The following is a 19385-nucleotide window of genomic DNA, read 5'->3' as shown; positions in this document are numbered from 1 at the left end:
CAGACCGACTCCATCGGCAGCATCCTCGACACCATCCGCAGCATCTCGGAGCAGACCAACCTGCTGGCCCTCAACGCCGCCATCGAGGCCGCCCGCGCCGGCGAGCAGGGCCGTGGCTTCGCCGTGGTGGCCGACGAGGTGCGCAACCTCGCCAGCCGCTCCGCCGCCTCCACCGCCGAGATCCAGAGCATGATCAACAGCCTCCAGGAGCAGAGCGCCCGCGCCGTCAGCGCCATGGCCCAGGGCCGCAACCAGAGCCTGCGGGTGGTGACCCAGGCCGACGAGGCCAACGGCGCCCTCGACCAGATCACCGGACACATCACCCAGATCAGCGACATGAACATCCAGGTCGCCACCGCCACCGAAGAGCAGTCGAGCGTGGTGGGCGAACTCAACCGCAACGTGGAGGACATCAACCAGCTCACCATGGAGACCGCCGATATCGCCCATCACCTGACCGAGTCGAGCCGCAACCTGCAGCACCTCTCCGGCGAGCTCGACAAGCTGGTCGGCAACTTCCGCCTCTGAGCGTCCGGCACCTCTTCCTGACCCGCACCAGGGCGCTTCGGCGCCCTTCTTCATGACCACGGCAAGCCGTGACGCACGGGGGATACGTCGTCTCCCACCGCCCTGCCACATGCCTCATAATCAGGAAAACGCGAGGAGGTATGATGGGCAAGCTGGTCGTGATGATAGTGCTGGGGGGGCTGCTCAGTGCCTGCAGCAGCGGGCCCGTGCGGGTGCACGGGGCCGATGTGAGCGTGGACGATACCCGGATCCGGGTCAGCGACGGGGATCGCGGAGGCTACGGTACCTTCTGCCCACCGGGACAGGCCAAGAAGGGGCGCTGCTGACCGCTGGGTGCCGAAAGACAGACAACAAAAAGCCGCTCCATGGAGCGGCTTTTCTTATGAAACGGGCAGAAGATTATTTTTTCTTCTTGGCCTTGGCGTTCGGCAGGTCGGTGATGGAGCCTTCGAACACTTCGGCAGCCAGACCCACGGACTCGTGCAGAGTCGGGTGAGCGTGGATGGTCAGCGCGATGTCTTCGGCGTCGGCACCCATCTCGATGGCCAGACCGATTTCACCCAGCAGTTCACCGCCGTTGGTGCCCACGATGGCACCACCGATGACGCGGCCGCTCTCCTTGTCGAAGATCAGCTTGGTCATGCCGTCGGAGCAGTCGGACGCGATGGCGCGACCGGAAGCAGCCCACGGGAAGGTGGCGACTTCGAAGTTCAGACCCTGTTGCTTGGCTTCCTTCTCGGTCAGACCCACCCAGGCCATCTCAGGCTCGGTATAGGCGATGGACGGAATCACTTTCGGGTCGAAGTAGTGCTTCTTGCCGGCGATGACTTCGGCCGCCACGTGGCCTTCGTGTACACCCTTGTGGGCCAGCATGGGCTGACCGACGATGTCGCCGATGGCGTGGATGTGGGCCACGTTGGTACGCAGCTGCTTGTCCACCTCGATGAAACCGCGCTCGTTGACGGCAACACCAGCCTTCTCGGCATCCAGCATCTTGCCGTTCGGCACACGGCCTACGGCAACCAGCACGTTGTCATAGCGAACCGGCTCGGCCGGGGCGTGCTTGCCTTCGTAGGAGACGTACAGGCCGTCTTCGCGGGCTTCAACGGCGGTGACCTTGGTCTCCAGCATGATGTTGAATTTCTTGGCCACGCGCTTGGTGTAGATCTTGACGATGTCTTTGTCGGCAGCCGGTACCAGCTGGTCGGCAAATTCCACCACGTCGATCTCGGAACCCAGGGAGGAGTACACGGTACCCATCTCCAGACCGATGATGCCGCCACCGATGACCAGCAGCTTGCCAGGAACGGTCGTCAGCTCCAGCGCATCGGTAGAGTCCCATACGCGGGGGTCGTCATGGGGGATGAACGGCAGCTTCACCGGACGGGAACCGGCGGCGATGATGGCGTTGTCGAAGGTGACGGTGGTCTTGCCGTCGGCGCCTTCCACTTCCAGCGTGTTCGGACCGGTGAACTTGCCGAAGCCGTTCACGACCTGGACTTTACGCATCTTGGCCATGCCAGCCAGACCGCCGGTCAGCTGGTTGATGACCTTCTCTTTCCACAGACGCACCTTGTCGATGTCGGTCTGCGGGGCACCGAAGACGATGCCGTGCTCGGCCAGCGCCTTGGCTTCTTCAATGACTTTGGCGACGTGCAGCAGTGCCTTGGACGGGATGCAACCCACGTTCAGGCAGACGCCACCCAGGGTGGAGTAACGCTCGACGATAATGGTATCCAGACCCAAGTCAGCCGCACGGAAGGCAGCGGAATAACCGGCAGGGCCAGCACCCAGTACTACGACCTGGGTTTTGATTTCTTTACTCATCATGACCTCTTTGTCGTTCTTATATCCCCGGACAGCACAGTCTTATGCCAAACAAGGCCGCTGCAGCCGTGAAAAAAACGGGGCAAGTTTACAATCCTGTTAACGAAATGAGAAGCAAAAAGGGCGGGCTCTGGGCCCGCCCTCTCACTTACAGGACCAGTCGACGAATGTCGGACAACACACCACTCAGGGTGGTGATGAAGCGGGCACCGTCGGCGCCATCGATGACGCGGTGGTCGTAGCTCAGAGCCAGCGGCAGCATCAGGCGCGGCACGAACTCTTTACCGTTCCACTTCGGCTTCATCTCGGACTTGGAGACGCCCAGGATGGCCACTTCCGGCGCGTTGACGATCGGGGTAAAGCTGGTACCGCCGATGCCACCCAGGCTGGAGATGGTGAAGCAACCGCCCTGCATGTCGGCAGCGGTCAGCTTGCCGGCACGGGCCTTCTTGGAGATCTCGGCCAGATCGCGGGACAGCTCGTGGATGCCCTTCTTGTTGACGTCGCGAACCACCGGAACCACCAGACCGTTGGGGGTATCCACCGCCACACCGATGTGGATGTACTTCTTCATGATCAGCTTGCTGCCGTCTTCGGACAGGGCGCTGCAGAAGCGCGGATGGGCTTCCAGGGCCTTGGCGGCCGCCTTCAGGATGAACACCAGCGGGGTGATCTTCACGTCCAGCTTCTGCTTCTCGGCCAGGATGTTCTGCTCTTTGCGGAACGCTTCCAGATCCGTGGTATCGGCTTCGTCGAACTGGGTAACGTGGGGGATCATGGCCCAGTTGCGGTGCAGGGCAGGACCGGAGATCTTCTGGATACGGGTCAGTTCCAGCTCTTCGACCGGGCCGAACTTGCTGAAATCAACCTTCGGCCAGGCCACGACGCTCATGCCGTTGCCAGTGCCGGTGCCGGCAGCCGGAGCGGACTCGGCGCGCTTGACCGCATCCTTCACGTAAGCCTGCACGTCTTCTTTGACGATGCGACCCTTGCGACCGGAGGCTTTCACCTTGGCCAGGTTGACGCCGAACTCGCGCGCCAGACGGCGTACAGCCGGGGAGGCGTGGACATAGGCGTCGTTGGCGACGAAATCGGAAGCGGCAGCAGCCTGGGCAACCGGTGCAGGAGCGGCGGCAGCCGGCGCGGCAGCAACGGGCGCCGCGGCAGGAGCCGGAGCAGCCACGGCAGCCGGGGCGGCACCCGCCACTTCGAATACCATGATCAGGGAACCGGTGGAGACCTTGTCACCCGCCTTCACCTTGATCTCCTTGACCACACCGGCGAACGGCGCAGGCACTTCCATGGAGGCCTTGTCGCCTTCCACGGTGATCAGGGACTGGTCGGCTTCAACCTTGTCACCCACGGCAACCATGATCTCGGTGACTTCGACTTCATCGCCACCGATATCCGGCACGTTGACGTCCTTGGCACCGGCGGCAACCGGAGCAGCGGCAGCCACGGGGGCAGCAGCAGGAGCCGGCGCGGCAACAGCGGCCGGGGCAGCGCCCGCCACTTCGAAGACCATCACCAGGGAGCCGGTAGAAACCTTGGCGCCGGCGGCAACCTTGATCTCGACCACGCGACCGGCGAACGGTGCCGGGACTTCCATGGAGGCCTTGTCACCTTCCACGGCGATGATGGACTGGTCGGCTTCAACCATGTCGCCCACGGCAACCATGATGTCAGTCACTTCGACTTCGTCACCACCGATGTCCGGCACGTTGACGTCCTGGCGAGCGGCAGCAGCAGGAGCGGCGGCCGGCGCGGCAGCAACCGGGGCAGCAGCCTGGACCGGAGCCGGTGCGGCAGCACCCTCGGCTTCGAAGACCATGATCTGGGAACCAGTGGCAACCTTGTCGCCCACCTTGATCAGGATCTCTTTGACGATACCGGCGGCGGGGGCCGGGACTTCCATGGAGGCCTTGTCACCTTCCACGGCGATCAGGGACTGGTCCAGCTCGACCTTGTCACCCACGGCCACCATGATCTCGGTGACTTCAACTTCATCGGCACCGATATCCGGCACCATAATCTGTTTGGACATTGCGCTTTATCCTCTTGCGTGCATCCGCGTGGCTGCCTGAGCATCACCACGCGCATCCCGCGTTATCCGTTTAAACCCAGGCAAGGTCGCGCCGGATACCCGGCGCGACACTCAATCCTCTTACGCGTACAGCGGGTTGACCTTGTCGGCATCGATGCCGTACTTGGCGATGGCTTCGGCCACAACCTGCTTGTCTACCTCGCCGCGCTTGGCCAGTTCGGTCAGGGCAGCAACCACTACGTAGAACTCGTTCACTTCGAAGTGACGACGCAGGTTGGCACGGCTGTCGGAGCGGCCGTAACCGTCGGTACCCAGTACACGGTAGTTCTCGGTCGGAACGAAGGCACGCACCTGATCGGCGAAGGACTTCATGTAGTCGGTCGCGGCGATGGTGGCTTCGCTGCCCAGTACCTGAGCGATGTAGGGCACACGCGCTTCGGCGGTCGGGTGCAGCATGTTCCAGCGATCCGCGTCCTGACCGTCACGAGCCAGTTCGTTGAAGGAGGTGACGCTGAACACGTCGGAACCCACGCCGTACTCGCTGGCCAGGATCTGGGCGGCAGTGCGCACGTGACCCAGGATGGAACCACAACCCAGCAGCTGTACCTTGGCCTTGGTGCCGGCCACGGTTTCCAGCTTGTAGATACCCTTGCGGATGCCTTCCTCGGCGCCTTCCGGCATGGCCGGCATGGCATAGTTCTCGTTCAGGGTAGTGATGTAGTAGAACACGTTTTCCGGGTTCTCACCGTACATGCGGCGCAGGCCGTCCTGTACGATCACCGCCACTTCATAGGCGTAGGACGGGTCGTAGGAGATGCAGTTCGGGATGGTGTTGGCCAGGATGTGGCTGTGACCATCTTCGTGCTGCAAGCCCTCTCCGTTGAGAGTGGTACGACCGGAGGTCGCGCCCAGCAGGAAGCCACGGGCTTGCTGGTCACCGGCTGCCCACGCCATGTCGCCGATCCGCTGGAAGCCGAACATGGAGTAGTAGATGTAGAACGGGATCATCGGGCAGTCGTTGGTGCTGTAAGAGGTCGCAGCAGCCAGCCAGGAGGACATGGCGCCCAGCTCGTTGATACCGTCTTGCAGAACCTGACCCTGCTTGTCTTCCTTGTAGTAGGAGACGATGTCGCGGTCTTGCGGGGTGTACTGCTGACCGTGCGGGCTGTAGATACCGATCTGGCGGAACAGGCCTTCCATACCGAAGGTACGGGCTTCGTCAGCCAGGATCGGGACGATGCGCTTGCCGATGGACTTGTCTTTCAGCATCACGTTCAGGGAACGCACGAACGCCATGGTGGTGGAGATTTCGCGCGCCTGTTCACCCAGCAGCGGACCGAAGGCATCCAGCGCCGGGATTTCCAGCTTGGTGGTGCTCTCGCGCAGACGGGTCGGTACATAGCCCTTCAGTGCGGCACGGCGGGCGTGCAGGTACTTGTGCTCTTCGGTACCCTCTTCGATCTTCAGGTACGGCAGGTTTTCCAGCTGCTCGTCGGTGACCGGCAGGTTGAAACGATCGCGCAGGTGACGCACGGAGCCCAGATCCATCTTCTTGACCTGGTGAGCGATGTTCTTGCCTTCGGCCGCTTCGCCCATGCCATAGCCCTTGATGGTCTTGGCCAGGATCACGGTCGGCTTGCCCTTGGTCTGTGCAGCCTTGGAGAAGGCGGCGAACAGTTTGCGGGGGTCGTGACCACCGCGGTTCAGGGCGAAGATCTCCTCGTCGGTCATGTCTTTGACCAGCGCGGCGGTTTCCGGATAACGGTTGAAGAAGTGCTCGCGCACGTAGGCACCGTCGCGGGACTTCATGGTCTGGTAGTCACCGTCCACGGTCTCGTTCATCAGCTGGATCAGCTTGCCGGAAGTGTCTTTCTTCAGCAGCTCATCCCACTTGCGACCCCAGATGACCTTGGTCACGTCCCAGCCAGCGCCGGCGAACAGACCTTCCAGCTCGTTGATGACCTTGCCGTTGCCGACAACCGGACCATCCAGACGCTGCAGGTTGCAGTTGACCACGAACACCAGGTTGTCGAGCTTTTCACGCACGGCAACGGTCAGGGCACCCTTGGCTTCCGGCTCGTCCATCTCGCCGTCACCCAGGAAGGCGTAAACGGTCTGCTCGGAGCAATCCTTGATGCCACGGTCGGTCAGGTACTTCAGGAAACGCGCCTGATAGATGGCGGCGATGGGGCCCAGCCCCATGGAAACGGTCGGGAACTGCCAGAATTCCGGCATCAGTTTCGGGTGCGGGTAGGAAGGGATACCCTTGCCATCCACTTCCTGACGGAAGTTGTCCAGCTGCTCTTCGGTCAGACGACCTTCGGCGAATGCACGGGCGTAGATGCCCGGGGAGATGTGACCCTGGAAGTAGACCAGATCGCCACCGTCCTTCTCGTTGCGGGCACGGAAGAAGTGGTTGTAGCAGACTTCGTAGATGGTCGCGGAAGAAGCGAAGGAAGACATGTGACCACCCAGGTCCAGGTCTTTCTTGGAGGCGCGCAGCACGATCATCATGGCATTCCAGCGGATGATGGCGCGAATGCGGCGTTCCATTTCCAGGTCGCCCGGGTAAGCCGGCTCGTCGCTGGACGGGATGGTGTTGATGTAGTCGCGGTTTGCCTTGGCAGCCACGTCCACACCGCTTGCGCGGGCTTTCTCGGCCAACTGTTCAAGGATGAACTGAGCGCGTTGCGGACCCTCTTCACGCAGCAGGGATTCCAGAGAGGCAAGCCACTCCAGCGTTTCTATCGGGTCCACATCGTTCTTCAGGATATCAGACATGGCTGGTTCCTATGTTGTTGTGATTGCACGGCATTGCACGGCGAAGGGCGCAAGCATTCGACAATTAAGAAAGCCTTGTGGGATTAGTTTTCCTGCTGACGGATCCGACGCATGGATCGCTGGATCCGGCTGTCTTCCCTCTGCATATCCAACAAGGTGTCCTCGATAAAGGCCAGGTGCTCATGACAAGCAGCCCTGGCCCGCTCCGGAGCCCCCGACAGGATAGCCTCGATCAGGCTCGCACGATGGCGACGGATCTTGGCGACCACTCCCGGACGGCGATTCAAAATTTCGTTATTGCGTAAAATGTTCTGCTCGAGCATGGGGCCCATGGCCCGCAACAGATGCAGCAGCACCACGTTGTGGGAGGCCTCGGCCACGGCCAGATAGAACTGGGTCACGGCGGCCGATTCGACCACCAGCGACCCTTGCTGACCAGCTTCTTCGATGGCGGCTTGCGCCAGGCGAATCCGTTCGAAATCAGCCTCGGTGCCCCGCAGCGCCGCATAGTAGGCACAGATGCCTTCCAGCGCGTGACGAAACTCCAGCAGGTCGTACTGGGCTTCCGGGTGAGTACTGAGCAGTTCGAACAGGGGGTCGGCGATCCCCTTGCTCAGGGCATTTTGTACGTAAGTGCCACCGCCCTGACGACGATACAAGAGTCCTCTCGCTTCCAGGCGCTGGATGGCTTCGCGCAAGGAAGGGCGCGACACCTGAAACTGGATGGCGAGTTCCCGCTCGGGCGGCAACTTCTGGCCCGGCTGCAGGCTGCCTTCCAGAATCATGCTTTCCAGCTCGGCGACAATGGCGTCGGCCAGCTTGGGCTGAGTTATCTTGATATAGGGCATGAGGCTACTTTGTTAAATTGGTATTACCAATTTTATGATTGGGGCGAAAATTAGCAGAGGGCTTGAAAAAAGTCCACCCAAAAGATGATCTGAATCAAGAAGCTCGGTTGCCACTTTGGGGGTAAAAACGCGGAATCATGATATAGCTCATAGAAAATGGTCTGACCAATATTTGTGAGCTTGCTCACCGATAACATTTGTTCAACAGCATGAAAAATGGCTTGCCAGACAAGGCAAGCCATTGATTCTAAAAACACAAAATAATTTTTAGATTTTTCACTCAAAGTGAAGCTTTTCCCGATAGCGAGGCCATTCGAAACTGTCACCCGGATCCGTCTTGCGGCCCGGCGCGATGTCGCAGTGGCCGACAATACGGTCCGCCGTGATGGCGGGATAACGGTGAACAATCGCCCGGCTGAGGTCCGACAGCACCTCGTATTGCTTGTCGCTGTAGGGAAGCTCGTCGGTCCCTTCCAGTTCGATCCCGATGGAAAAATCGTTGCATGCCTCCCTCCCCTCCCAGATCGAGACTCCCGCATGCCATGCCCTGGCGGCAAAAGGCACGTACTGTACCAGTTCCCCATCGCGGCGGATCAGGCAGTGGGCCGAGACCCTCAGTTGGTGAATACCGGCGAAATAGGGGTGAACACCGGGATCGAGCCGCCCCAGAAACAGATCGTCGATAAAGGGGCCACCAAACTGCCCGGGGGGCAGGCTGATGCCGTGTATCACCAGCAAGGAGACATCCTCCGGGCTGAGCCTCTCATTGTGATGGGGGGAAGGCACCTTGCGGGCCTGCTCGCACCATCCTTCACGATCGATGGAAAACAGGGTTGTGGGTTGTGTCATCGTCTGCTCGACTCACAAATGGAAGCGATGTGCCTCTGGCGGGATGGGAAAACTGGGAACAAGTCTCTGAATTCATGGATAACGCTATGTTAGGCTGAGCCATTCACTCGCGCGATATGGAACACACTATGCACCCGATGGCACGCCGTCTCTGGCTGCTCGCCTGGCTCTCGCTGCTGGGTCTGCTGACCCTCTACTTTCATGGTCGTGAACAACCGTCGGTGACCGCCAGCGGCGATCTGCTGCTCAGGGCCGATGCCAGCGGCCATTATCGTCTGGAGGGTGCCATCAACGACCAGCCGGTGCAACTGCTGCTGGACACAGGAGCAACCCGGGTGACCATACCGAGCCAGGTGGCCGCCCGGCTCGGCCTCGTCGCCACGGGCCGCAGCCGGGTCAACACGGCAGCCGGAGAGATCCAGGTCGAAACCGGCCGGATCGAAAGTCTGGCGATGGGTCCGCTGACCCTGTACGATTTGTCCGTCTTTATCAATCCGGCTGCCGACGGGGAGGAGATCCTGGTGGGCATGAATGCCCTGGGCAGGCTGGAATTGCGCCAGAAAGACAGGCAATTGCTTCTCAGACCCTTGCAGGAATAAGGCATGTTACAACAGGACATCCGCCGCGCCGTGCGCGCCGCACTTCTCGAAGACTTGGGCGATGCCCTCACCGCGCTGGATCAACCGGATGCCAGCGCCGACATCACGGCCCAGCTGATCCCGGCTGATCGCATCTCGACCGCGCGAGTCATCACCCGCGAGGCGGGCGTCTTCTGCGGCCAGCCCTGGGTCGACGAGGTCTTTTTGCAACTTAAGGCCCAGCTCGGTGGCGAAGTGAAGGTCGAGTGGAAAGTGCAAGATGGTGAACGCCTTGCCCCCAATCAGGAGCTGTTCCGCCTCCATGGCCCCGCCCGCGTGCTGCTGACCGGCGAGCGCAATGCGCTGAACTTCGTGCAGACCCTTTCCGGGGTCGCCACCCTGACCGCCCGTTATGTGGCCGAGCTGGAAGGCACTGACTGCCGCCTGCTCGATACCCGCAAGACCCTGCCCGGCCTGCGCAGCGCCCAGAAGTATGCGGTCACCTGCGGGGGCGGCAAAAACCACCGTATCGGTCTGTTTGATGCCTACCTCATCAAGGAGAACCACATCCTGGCCTGCGGGGGCATTCAGGAAGCCATCGCCCAGGCGCGTCACCTCAACCCGGGCAAACCGGTAGAAGTGGAGGTCGAATCGCTGGCCGAACTGGAACTGGCTCTGGCGGCCGAGGCCGACATCGTGATGCTGGACAACTTCGACATCCCCATGATGCAGGAAGCCGTTCGCCTCAATCAGGGCAGAGCCAAGCTGGAAGTCTCCGGCAACGTCACCCTCGATACCCTTGCCGGATACGCCGCGACCGGGATCGACTTCATCTCGGTGGGAGCGCTGACCAAGCATGTGCGGGCACTGGATCTCTCCATGCGCTTTGTCGAGGCTTGAGCAAGCCCCATCCGTTGCTCGTGCCCAAAAATATTACAGGGCTCGAAACTTGCAAAAGGCGCCATCGGCGCCTTTTCTTTATGCAGGATCCCACGACATAAGGAGTGTGAAGATGGGCCCTCCCGCCTCATGACAAGTGCCAATGGAAGCCATTTAATCTTTGATTTTTCTACACATTTCACTAAATGACATAAAAGTGGCTAACAAGGTCTCCGCCTCTGTTGCCAACCCGAAGCGCTCGGATAAGATACCAGCGTGGATAGCATTCCACCGGTGCTTATCAGGAAACATGGAAAAAAGGATATTTGACATGAAAAGACAGTCAGGGTTTACGCTAATCGAATTGATGATCGTCGTTGCGATCGTCGCCATCCTCGCCGCCATCGCCTTGCCGGCGTATCAGACATACACCCTCAGAGCTAAATATTCTGAAGTCGTTGCAGCAGCAGGGCCTGCAAAAACGGCCTTCGAAGTCTGTGCCCAAGGTTTGGATATTCCCTCCGCATCTATTAACACATCAACAGCAAATAGAGGCTTGCAGTGTGTCGATGCCGCAAACGCGGCTTTAAAAGCTGCGATTCAAAGTGCCAATCCAGCTCGTGTCAATACCAGCGCCACGGTAACACTTGCGGCAGCAAGTGGAGCTAATGGTACTGCTGGTGCGACTGATGGCAGAATTCCTGTTGCTCCTGCCAATGCAAACGCAGGGATAGACATCACTGTGACGAGTGGCACAGACTTTGGCTCTCTGACTCCAAGTAACCCCACATTTGTGATGCACGGCGAGATAGCCGCTTCCAAACAAGTAAACTGGAGAAAAGATACAGGCACCTGCGCTAAAGCTGGCATGTGCTAACGCATGACCTCTAGCCTCAATAGCGGCCTGGCCACCAGCCTGGCCGCTTCTTCCCTCCTCAGTGAGCCAGACTCACAGCGCTATCTGAGCCAGGCCAAGGCGCAGCGCAAGCCCTTTGTCACCTTCCTGATTGAAAACGACATCCTCGACAGCAAAGCCCTCGCCGATTTCTGCGAGCTGGAATATGGGGTACCTCTGCTGGATCTGGCGGCCTTTGATCTCGCCGAGATCCCGCAGAAATACCTCAATCAAAAGCTGATTGAAAAGCACCATGTCCTGCCCATCTACACCCAGGGGCATACTCTCTATATCGCCATGTCCGATCCGACCAATGTGTCGGCTCTGGAGGATTTTGGTTTCAGTTTTGGCCTGCACACGGAAGCCCTGCTGGTCGAAGAGAGCAAGCTGACCGCCGCCATCGGCAAGCTGATGGAGAGCGAGCAGGATACCCTGGGCATGGATCATATCGACGAGGCCGAGATCTCCGAACTCGAGGTCTCCGACGAGAGTTCCCGCCTCGACGAGAGCGTCAACACCGCGGACGATGACGCACCCATCGTCAAATACATCCACAAGATCATGATGGATGCCATCAAGCGTGGGGCCTCCGACCTGCATTTCGAACCCTACGAGACCAAGTACCGGATCCGCTTTCGGGTAGACGGCATACTGCACGAAGTCGCCACGCCGCCGGTCAACCTGGCCAACCGCTTCGCGGCTCGCCTCAAGGTGATGGCACGGCTCGACATTGCCGAACGGCGCCTGCCCCAGGATGGCCGGATCAAACTCAAGATCTCACGCAACAGATCCATGGACATGCGGGTCAACACCCTGCCCACCATGTGGGGCGAGAAAATCGTCATCCGCTTGCTGGACTCCTCTGCCGCCCGTCTCAACCTCGATCAGCTCGGCTTCGACGAACGCCAGAAAGGGCAGTACCTTCACGCCCTCTCCAAGCCGCAGGGGATGATCCTGGTCACCGGCCCCACAGGGTCGGGCAAGACGGTATCGCTCTATACCGGCCTCAACATCCTCAACACCAGCGAGGTCAACATCTCCACCGCCGAGGACCCGGTAGAGATCAACCTGCCCGGCGTCAACCAGGTGCAGATCAATCCCAAGGCGGGGCTCACCTTTGCCAGCGCCCTGCGCTCCTTCCTGCGTCAGGACCCCGACATCGTCATGGTAGGCGAAATACGGGATCTGGAAACCGCCGAGATCGCCATCAAGGCCGCCCAGACCGGTCACCTGGTGCTCTCTACTCTGCACACCAATTCGGCGGCCGAGACACTCACCCGCATGATGAACATGGGCGTCCCCGCCTTCAACATCGCCTCCTCGGTAACCCTCATCATGGCCCAGCGTCTCGCACGCAAACTGTGCGATCACTGCAAGGCGCCGGAAGTGGTGCCGGAAGCCGAGTTGCTGGAGCTGGGCTTCACCCAGCAGCAACTGGCCGCCGGGTTGCGGCTGTTCAAGCCCGTGGGATGCAAGGAGTGCTCGGGAGGCTACAGAGGCCGGGTCGGCATCTATGAGATCATGCTGATGTCCGACAACATCGCCAAACTCATCATGCAGGGAGCCAACTCGCTGCAGATTGCCGCGATAGCCCAAAAGGAAGGGATGCGCACCCTGCGCACATCCGGCCTCGAGAAAGCGCGTCTTGGCGTCACCAGCCTGGCCGAAATCAACAGGATCACCACCAACTGAGTTCGCAGTGCCCGAGTCATCTCGCCGGGTGAAGCCGCTGTAATCACCCCGATGACCTTCTTCAAGCCAAGATGAGCCGGACAGGCAGCAGCATCCGGCCACCGTCGCCCAATTGCAGGATGCAGTGATGGCCACATTAGCTCAAAAACGCAACGCACCGAAAAAAGTCTTCTCCTACCGCTGGCACGGCGTCAACCGCAAGGGACAGAAGGTCTCCGGCGAGCTGCAAGCCGACAGCATCAATACCGTCAAGGCGGAGCTGCGCAAGCAGGGCGTCAATGTCACCAAGGTCAGCAAGCAGGGACAGGGGCTGTTCTCCAAGGGCGGCGCCCGGATCAAGCCGATGGATATCGCCGTCATCTCCCGCCAGATCACTACCATGCTCTCCGCCGGCGTGCCTCTGGTGCAGAGCCTGCAGATCATCGCCCGAGGCCATGAAAAGACGGCGGTGCGCGAACTAATCGGCCAGATCGCCGCCGATGTGGAGACCGGCACCCCGCTGTCGGAGGCGCTGCGCCGCCATCCCCGTTACTTTGATGATCTCTACTGCGATCTGGTCGAGGCAGGCGAGCAATCCGGTGCTCTGGAGACCATCTACGACCGGATTGCCATCTACCGCGAGAAGAACGAAGCCCTCAAATCCAAGATCAAGAAGGCCATGTTCTATCCGTCCATGGTCATTCTGGTGGCCATCGTCGTCACCTCCATCCTGCTGCTCTTCGTCATTCCCCAGTTCGAGGATATCTTCAAGAGCTTCGGTGCCGAGCTGCCCGCCTTTACCCGGTTCGTCATCACCATCTCCCGCTTTATGCAGGAGTGGTGGTACGCCATCTTTGGCGGCGCGGCTCTCGCCGTCTTCCTCTATGTGCGGGCCTGGCGAAAATCCCAGAAGGTCAGGGACAACACGGACAAGTTCATCCTCACCATTCCCGTGGTGGGCAACATACTGCACAAGGCGGCCATGGCCCGTTTTGCCCGCACCCTCTCCACCACCTTCTCCGCCGGTATCCCACTGGTGGATGCCCTGGTCTCGGCGGCCAGAGCATCGGGCAACTATGTCTATCGCACTGCGACCATGGCCATTCGCAACGAGGTGGTGGCCGGCATGCAGATCAACGTCGCCATGCGCACCGTGGATCTTTTCCCCGACATGGTGACCCAGATGGTGATGATCGGTGAGGAATCCGGCGCCATCGACGACATGCTCTCCAAGGTCGCCGCCATTTTCGAACAGGAAGTGGACGACATGGTCGACGGCCTCACCAGCCTGCTCGAACCCATCATCATGGTGGTGCTCGGGGTGCTGGTCGGCGGCATGGTCGTGGCCATGTACCTCCCCATTTTCAAGCTGGGCTCTGTGATACACTGACCACCTCGACAGAGGGCCGGGCGGTGCATTTCCCCCGGCCATCTGTCATCCCCGTTCCCGACACAAGCGATTGATCTATGGTGCCTTTGATCGAACTGGCCCAGGGCTTGCCCTGGCTCTATCTCTCCTTGATTTTCCTTTTCTCCCTGATGGTGGGCAGCTTCCTGAACGTCGTTATCCATCGCCTGCCCATCATGATGGAGCGGGCCTGGCATGCCGAATACAGCGACTATTTCGGTGACGGTGAAGCAACTCCTCCTGCAACCGGACGATACAACCTCATGGTGCCTCGCTCCCGCTGCCCCCACTGCGACCACCCCATAGGGGCGTTGGAGAACATTCCCCTGCTGAGCTGGCTATGGCTCAGGGGGCGCTGCCGCAACTGCCACGCCCCCATTTCGGCTCGCTATCCCCTGGTTGAGCTGCTCACAGCCCTGCTGTCGGTCTCGGTAGCAGCCGCGCTTGCCCCCGGCTGGGGCACCCTTGCCGCTCTGTTGCTCACCTGGACATTGGTCGCACTGACCTTCATCGACCTGGACAAGATGCTCTTGCCGGATCAGCTCACCCTGCCCCTGCTCTGGGGTGGCCTGCTGTTCAATCTGGCGGGCGGTTTCGTGCCCCTGGCCGATGGGGTGGTCGGCGCCATGGCTGGCTATCTGGTGCTCTGGAGCCTCTACTGGGCCTTCAAGCTGCTGACCGGCAAGGAAGGGATGGGCTATGGCGACTTCAAACTGCTGGCGGCGCTGGGCGCCTGGCTCGGCTGGCAAGCCTTGCCCATCGTGCTGCTGCTTTCCTCGCTGGCAGGCGCCATCATCGGCATCGGTCTCATCCTGCTGCGCAATCACCACCAGGGCAAACCCATTCCCTTTGGCCCCTATCTCGCCATCGCGGGCTGGATAACGCTGCTGTGGGGCGATAGCATCACCCGCTGGTATCTTGATGTCGTGCTCTAGCAAAAGGATCTCTGACCCATGTATGTAGTCGCAATCACAGGGGGAATCGGCAGCGGCAAGACCACGGTTGCCAACCGCTTTGCCGAGCTGGGCATCGAGGTGGTGGATGCGGACATCATCGCCCGCGAGGTGGTGGAGCCCGGCACCCCTGCTCTGGCTGCCATCGCCGCCCATTTTGGCCCGGATGTCGTTGCCCCCGATGGCCAGCTCGATCGCCGCCGGCTGCGAGAGCGGATCTTCACCGACTCGCAGGCCAAGGAGTGGCTCAATGCCCTGCTCCATCCCCTCATCCGCAGCGAGATGCTGCGCCAGTGTGCGGCAACCCGCTCCCCCTACTGCCTGCTGGTCGTCCCCTTGCTGGTGGAAAACAGGCTCACTTCCCTCGCCGATCGGGTACTGGTGATCGATGTGGACGAAGCGACACAAATCGAGCGTACCTGCCGCCGCGATGGCGTCAGTCGGGAACAGGCCCAGGCGATACTGGCGTCCCAGGCGAGCCGCAGCGAGCGCCTGGCGATGGCCGACGACGTCCTGGACAACCAGAGTGGTACGAGTGAGACCATCGGACAGCGAATTTTCGCCCTGCACCAGACATATCTGGCATTTGCCTCTCAACAAGCCCACCAACTGTGAGTACACTAGGCCGGTTTATGGCTGGCCAGGATTAGGCATGATTTACGATTTTCCCCTCAATGAAAAAAGCCGGACCTATCTTCGTCTGGAGTCCCTGTTTTCCCAGATCCGCGACAATCTGGAGAGTGACCAGTCCTGGGCACATATCGCCTTCTTCAAGGGGTTGTTCGATTTGCAGGAGTTGCTGGAGCGTGGTGACCTGCGAGCCGATCTCATCAAGGATCTGGAGCGCCTCGGCCAACGCCTGAGCCACTGGGCCAGTCTGCCTGACGTCGATCTCGAGCAGATCCAGCGGATGCAGCAGGAGAGTACCCAGCTCTCCCGCAACCTGCTGAACTCCCCGCGCCCCGGCGCCCGTCTGAAAGAGGATCGCCTGCTCGGCTCCATTCGTCAGCGCTTCTCCATTCCGGGTGGTCTGTGCGCCTTCGATGTGCCGCAACTGCACCACTGGCTGGCGACCCCGGCCGTCACCCGCCACCAGCAGATGCAGCAATGGCTGAGTGACATCACCCTGTTGATGAACGCCATCTCACTGTTGCTGCGCCTGTGGCGCGAGTCGGGCAACTTCAGCGACCAGGTGGCCACCAATGGCTTCTTCCAGGATACCGCCGAAGGGGCTGAACTGATCCGCATCCGTCTGGCGGGCACCCAACCCTGCTATCCGACCCTGAGCGGCCACAAGAACCGCTTCGCCCTGCGCTTCCTGCCGACGACGGAACAGCAGATAGGCGACGTCTCCTTCCAGCTCGCCTGTTGTTGAGGAGCGCCCCATGGTGACCAAGGTAAAGTGTCCGACCTGTCAGAGCGAGATCGAATGGGGTCCGCAGAGCCCGTTTCGCCCCTTCTGCAGCAAGCGCTGCCAGCTGATCGACCTCGGCGAGTGGGCGGATGAACAGAAGCGCATCCCGGGCGAGATCAACCCGGATCTGCTGCCCGATCCGGAACAGGGCGATCCCTGGCAATAAACACTTCACGATCAAAAAAGGGCCCTCAGGCCCTTTTTCGTTGGTATCGATCCTTTCAGGCAAGCGAGGCCTGCAACCGCGCGACGATGGGGCCGTTGGCATCCGGGAAGCGGTATTCGTGCAGCGAGGCCAGTGGCACCCAGCGGCACTCCTGCCCCTCCTTGCCAAAGGGCTCGCCGTGGAAGCGGGTCACCTTCCAGATATCCAGCAAGACCTGCTTGTCGGGGTAGTCGTGGTGCAGCTCCATGAAGGGGGCACAATCCTGCACCCGGATCCCGATCTCTTCCCACAATTCCCTGTCCAGCGCGGTGAGCAGATCCTCCCCCGACTCCACCTTGCCACCGGGAAACTCCCAGCGATCCCCCTGATGGCGATCGGCTGAGCGTTTGGCGATGAAGATATCGCCCCGTTCATTCTCGATGACACCCACCGCCACCCAGATCCGTTTCTTCTGTTCCATCATTGTCCTCAGCGTAAACACGGCAAACGGGCGATCCAGGGGGCAAGCCGAATGGCCTGCTGATCCCCCCGGGCCCTGAAGAGATCCTGCCCGACATGCTCATTGCCCGGCGGCGCAACCTGCGGCCAGGGCACAGCACCGGGCGGAGTGAAACAACGATCGTGTACCCGCGCGCTCTGGCGCAGATAGCGCCATAAACAGTCTCGCAAGAACCACTGGTCGATGTTCGGTGTTTCCATGGTACTGGGCTGATAGCTCGCCATCAGCGGCGCAAGGGGAGGCAGCACACCGGCCACACCGCCCCACATGCCGGCCAGCACCAGATCGGTGTGGCTCCACCAGTCACGCATGATATGGAACCAGCGCCCCGATGCAAGCCAGTCATCGACCGCCAGCCGCTCCCGCAGATTCAGCACGGAGTCCGCATCGCGCACAAGAAAGCGCCCTACTCCGGGATCATTGGCGACCTGGAAGCGCCAGCAGAGGCGCTGACGCTGGGATTGGCCATCGGGCTGCACCTTTATCTCGGCGCCATGTTCTTGCAGGCAGGCCAGAAACCCCTGAGGGACACTGCCATCCACATAAAAACGCACCCGCCAGCCCGGATAGAGGTAAGCTGCGGCCAGCACATTGTCGAGCGCTCCCCGCAAATAGCGGGGCTGTACTCCCCACAAGGAGAAGGCGATGACTGCCTGCTTCTCCCCCTGCTCCGCGAGCCAGTCATCCGGCCCCTCTGCCGGCAGCACCCACCCCGCGACAGGCTGCGAGACGGCCTCATCCTTGAGAGTCAGGGCACGGGTTCCCGCTTGTGCCGCTTCTTCATGGCGTCCTAGCTTGGCAAGGGAAGTGCAAAGCCCGTCATGGACCAGATAATCATCCGGCTCGCGCCGCACCAGTTCGACCAGGTGCATCACGGCCCGCTCATGTTGTTCGGAGCGCGAGAGGCAGACACAGAGATTGCGCAGCACCTCAGTGTTATCGGGCGCGGACCGGTTCGCCAGCGTCAGCACCTGGGCCGCCGAGGCGGGATCGCCGGACAAAAAGAGGTAATACCAATCGGATTAAACATTAGGTCAGTTTTATCCAATCTCGGCTACAAAGTGACATCACCCGCTCCACATCGGCAATAAAGTGCTTCCAGGCCGATGTGCAGGCATCAAGGATGTCGTCGTAATCCTTGAAGCTGCGATTAGCCAACACATGCTGACGAAGCCAGCTCCATACCTGTTCAATGGGATTGAGTTCGGGAGAATAGGGAGGGAGCTTGATCAGGCTGAGATTGGGGAAGTCATCCGCACATTCCATGGTATGCCATCCGGCGCCGTCCATGATCACCACCGCATGACGACCCGGCTTTGTTCGTGCTGCAATCAGTGCCAAGTGCTGCTTCATCACCTCCCGGTTTACCAGAGGACTGAGCAAGGCTTCCGTTGTCCCGGTTGCAGGGCAGACGGCACCGAAGAGATAGACGTACTCGAATTGTTGTTGCTGAATAGCTCGGGGGCGACTGCCACGCCTGGCCCACAGTCGGGTAGTCGTATTTTGTTGACCAAACCGGGCTTCGTCCTGAAACCAGACATCGACATTGGCAAGCGCAACATGACCCGGGATGTTAAGGATCGTTTCCAGCTGGAAGTTTTTTAAAAGCTTCCTGCACCTGCCCATCCTGCTTCGGATGTCGTGAGCGACTGGTTATCCAGGAAAACCCCAGCTCTCTGAGGAGGCGGTAGACATTGGAGAGTTCATAGGCCACACCAAACTCTCGTTCGATATACGTTTGAATATCAGTACCTTGCAGTCGTCCCCCGATGGCCAGCCGGCTTTGTTGGTCGATATATTCGCTAAGCTGGGATAGCTGTTCGGCGCCGAGCTTGGCGGGTCGGCCTGGTGGACGGACACTATCCAGCCCCGCCACGCCGTGTAGCAAGAAGTTGCTCACCCATTTGTTGACACTTGTGCGGCTGACTTTGAGAAAGCGGGCAATGTCAGTTCTGGAATGACCTTCTTGAAAGTGTGCTAACGCCAGGAATCGCATGCGTTTCCTGGCGTTGGTTTCTGCCTTGGCGAGGGCCAAGAAATCGATT

Annotated in this window: 18 protein-coding genes and 1 pseudogene; 11 read left to right on the top strand and 8 right to left on the bottom strand. The window is 60.4% G+C overall.

What is annotated here, in order from left to right; translation table 11 throughout:
- Together AB5Y64_RS05245 and AB5Y64_RS05240 are read left to right on the top strand one after the other, a co-directional pair.
- The coding region (locus AB5Y64_RS05245) for a methyl-accepting chemotaxis protein (protein ID WP_368203417.1) at positions 1–528 on the top strand (528 nt) is incomplete at its 5' end.
- A 143-nt stretch (positions 529–671) separates the two neighbouring features.
- Complete coding sequence (locus tag AB5Y64_RS05240) at positions 672–854, top strand: hypothetical protein (protein WP_017779057.1); 183 nt, start codon at positions 672–674, stop codon at positions 852–854.
- A 73-nt stretch (positions 855–927) separates the two neighbouring features.
- Here AB5Y64_RS05240 and lpdA read toward each other — a convergent pair whose 3' ends face one another.
- The 5 genes from lpdA to ampD form a co-directional block, all read right to left on the bottom strand.
- The gene (lpdA, locus tag AB5Y64_RS05235) at positions 928–2355 is read right to left on the bottom strand and encodes a dihydrolipoyl dehydrogenase (protein WP_010675812.1); all 1428 of its coding nucleotides are present in this window, start codon (positions 2353–2355) and stop codon (positions 928–930) included.
- 148 nt (positions 2356–2503) lie between these two features.
- Positions 2504–4399 (bottom strand): pyruvate dehydrogenase complex dihydrolipoyllysine-residue acetyltransferase, encoded by a 1896-nt coding sequence (gene aceF, locus AB5Y64_RS05230; RefSeq protein WP_128296222.1) that lies wholly within the window; start codon positions 4397–4399, stop codon positions 2504–2506.
- 120 nt (positions 4400–4519) lie between these two features.
- Positions 4520–7180, bottom strand: coding sequence for a pyruvate dehydrogenase (acetyl-transferring), homodimeric type (aceE, locus tag AB5Y64_RS05225; protein ID WP_039040509.1), 2661 nt, complete (start codon positions 7178–7180; stop codon positions 4520–4522).
- Positions 7181–7263: 83 nt separating this feature from the next.
- The gene (gene pdhR, locus AB5Y64_RS05220; protein WP_010675815.1) at positions 7264–8028 is read right to left on the bottom strand and encodes a pyruvate dehydrogenase complex transcriptional repressor PdhR; all 765 of its coding nucleotides are present in this window, start codon (positions 8026–8028) and stop codon (positions 7264–7266) included.
- Between the two features lie 276 nt (positions 8029–8304).
- Positions 8305–8877 (bottom strand): 1,6-anhydro-N-acetylmuramyl-L-alanine amidase AmpD, encoded by a 573-nt coding sequence (ampD, locus tag AB5Y64_RS05215; RefSeq protein WP_171864952.1) that lies wholly within the window; start codon positions 8875–8877, stop codon positions 8305–8307.
- A 116-nt stretch (positions 8878–8993) separates the two neighbouring features.
- Between ampD and AB5Y64_RS05210 the strand changes: the two genes are divergently transcribed.
- From AB5Y64_RS05210 to yacG, 9 genes are all read left to right on the top strand, one after another.
- Positions 8994–9476 carry a TIGR02281 family clan AA aspartic protease gene (locus AB5Y64_RS05210; RefSeq protein ID WP_171864953.1) on the top strand — a complete coding sequence of 161 codons (483 nt, stop codon included), beginning with the start codon at positions 8994–8996 and terminating at the stop codon, positions 9474–9476.
- A 3-nt stretch (positions 9477–9479) separates the two neighbouring features.
- On the top strand, positions 9480–10355 hold the full coding sequence (nadC, locus tag AB5Y64_RS05205; RefSeq protein WP_368203413.1) for a carboxylating nicotinate-nucleotide diphosphorylase: 876 nt from the start codon (positions 9480–9482) through the stop codon (positions 10353–10355).
- A gap of 310 nt (positions 10356–10665) precedes the next feature.
- The gene (locus tag AB5Y64_RS05200; protein ID WP_180911333.1) at positions 10666–11211 is read left to right on the top strand and encodes a prepilin-type N-terminal cleavage/methylation domain-containing protein; all 546 of its coding nucleotides are present in this window, start codon (positions 10666–10668) and stop codon (positions 11209–11211) included.
- A 3-nt stretch (positions 11212–11214) separates the two neighbouring features.
- The gene (gene tapB / locus AB5Y64_RS05195; RefSeq protein WP_171864955.1) at positions 11215–12921 is read left to right on the top strand and encodes a PilB family type IVa pilus assembly ATPase TapB; all 1707 of its coding nucleotides are present in this window, start codon (positions 11215–11217) and stop codon (positions 12919–12921) included.
- 127 nt (positions 12922–13048) lie between these two features.
- A complete protein-coding gene (locus tag AB5Y64_RS05190) occupies positions 13049–14290 on the top strand; it encodes a type II secretion system F family protein (RefSeq protein ID WP_368203411.1) in 1242 nt (413 codons plus the stop codon).
- Positions 14291–14367: 77 nt separating this feature from the next.
- Positions 14368–15243, top strand: a complete 876-nt coding sequence (locus AB5Y64_RS05185) for an A24 family peptidase (protein ID WP_103261555.1) — start codon at positions 14368–14370, stop codon at positions 15241–15243.
- An 18-nt stretch (positions 15244–15261) separates the two neighbouring features.
- Positions 15262–15876: a dephospho-CoA kinase gene (gene coaE / locus AB5Y64_RS05180; RefSeq protein WP_109111851.1), complete on the top strand. Its 615-nt coding sequence runs from the start codon at positions 15262–15264 to the stop codon at positions 15874–15876.
- Positions 15877–15913: 37 nt separating this feature from the next.
- Positions 15914–16636, top strand: a complete 723-nt coding sequence (gene zapD / locus AB5Y64_RS05175; RefSeq protein ID WP_010675825.1) for a cell division protein ZapD — start codon at positions 15914–15916, stop codon at positions 16634–16636.
- Positions 16637–16646: 10 nt separating this feature from the next.
- Positions 16647–16841: a DNA gyrase inhibitor YacG gene (gene yacG / locus AB5Y64_RS05170; protein WP_039040499.1), complete on the top strand. Its 195-nt coding sequence runs from the start codon at positions 16647–16649 to the stop codon at positions 16839–16841.
- A gap of 55 nt (positions 16842–16896) precedes the next feature.
- On the opposite strand, the gene mutT is transcribed toward yacG, so the two are convergent.
- From mutT to AB5Y64_RS05155, 3 genes and pseudogenes are all read right to left on the bottom strand, one after another.
- Entirely contained in the window at positions 16897–17301 is a 405-nt protein-coding gene (gene mutT / locus AB5Y64_RS05165) for an 8-oxo-dGTP diphosphatase MutT (RefSeq protein ID WP_171864957.1), read from the bottom strand.
- Between the two features lie 8 nt (positions 17302–17309).
- A pseudogene (locus AB5Y64_RS05160) lies at positions 17310–18353 on the bottom strand (tetratricopeptide repeat protein); the annotation flags it as partial.
- 16 nt (positions 18354–18369) lie between these two features.
- Positions 18370–19384 (bottom strand): IS630 family transposase gene (locus AB5Y64_RS05155; protein ID WP_279988401.1). Its coding sequence is split into 2 segments (ribosomal slippage): positions 18370–18936 and positions 18938–19384, totalling 1014 coding nucleotides; the frame shifts between segments, so codons are not numbered across the junction.
- Position 19385: the final 1 nt, after the last annotated feature.

Origin of the sequence: Aeromonas sp. R5-1, from assembly GCF_040908265.1 — a bacterium.
In the GTDB taxonomy this organism is placed as follows: Bacteria; Pseudomonadota; Gammaproteobacteria; order Enterobacterales; family Aeromonadaceae; genus Aeromonas; species Aeromonas caviae.
The sequence above is the reverse complement of the archived record's forward strand: the minus strand, read 5'-3'. Positions and strand labels throughout refer to the sequence as shown.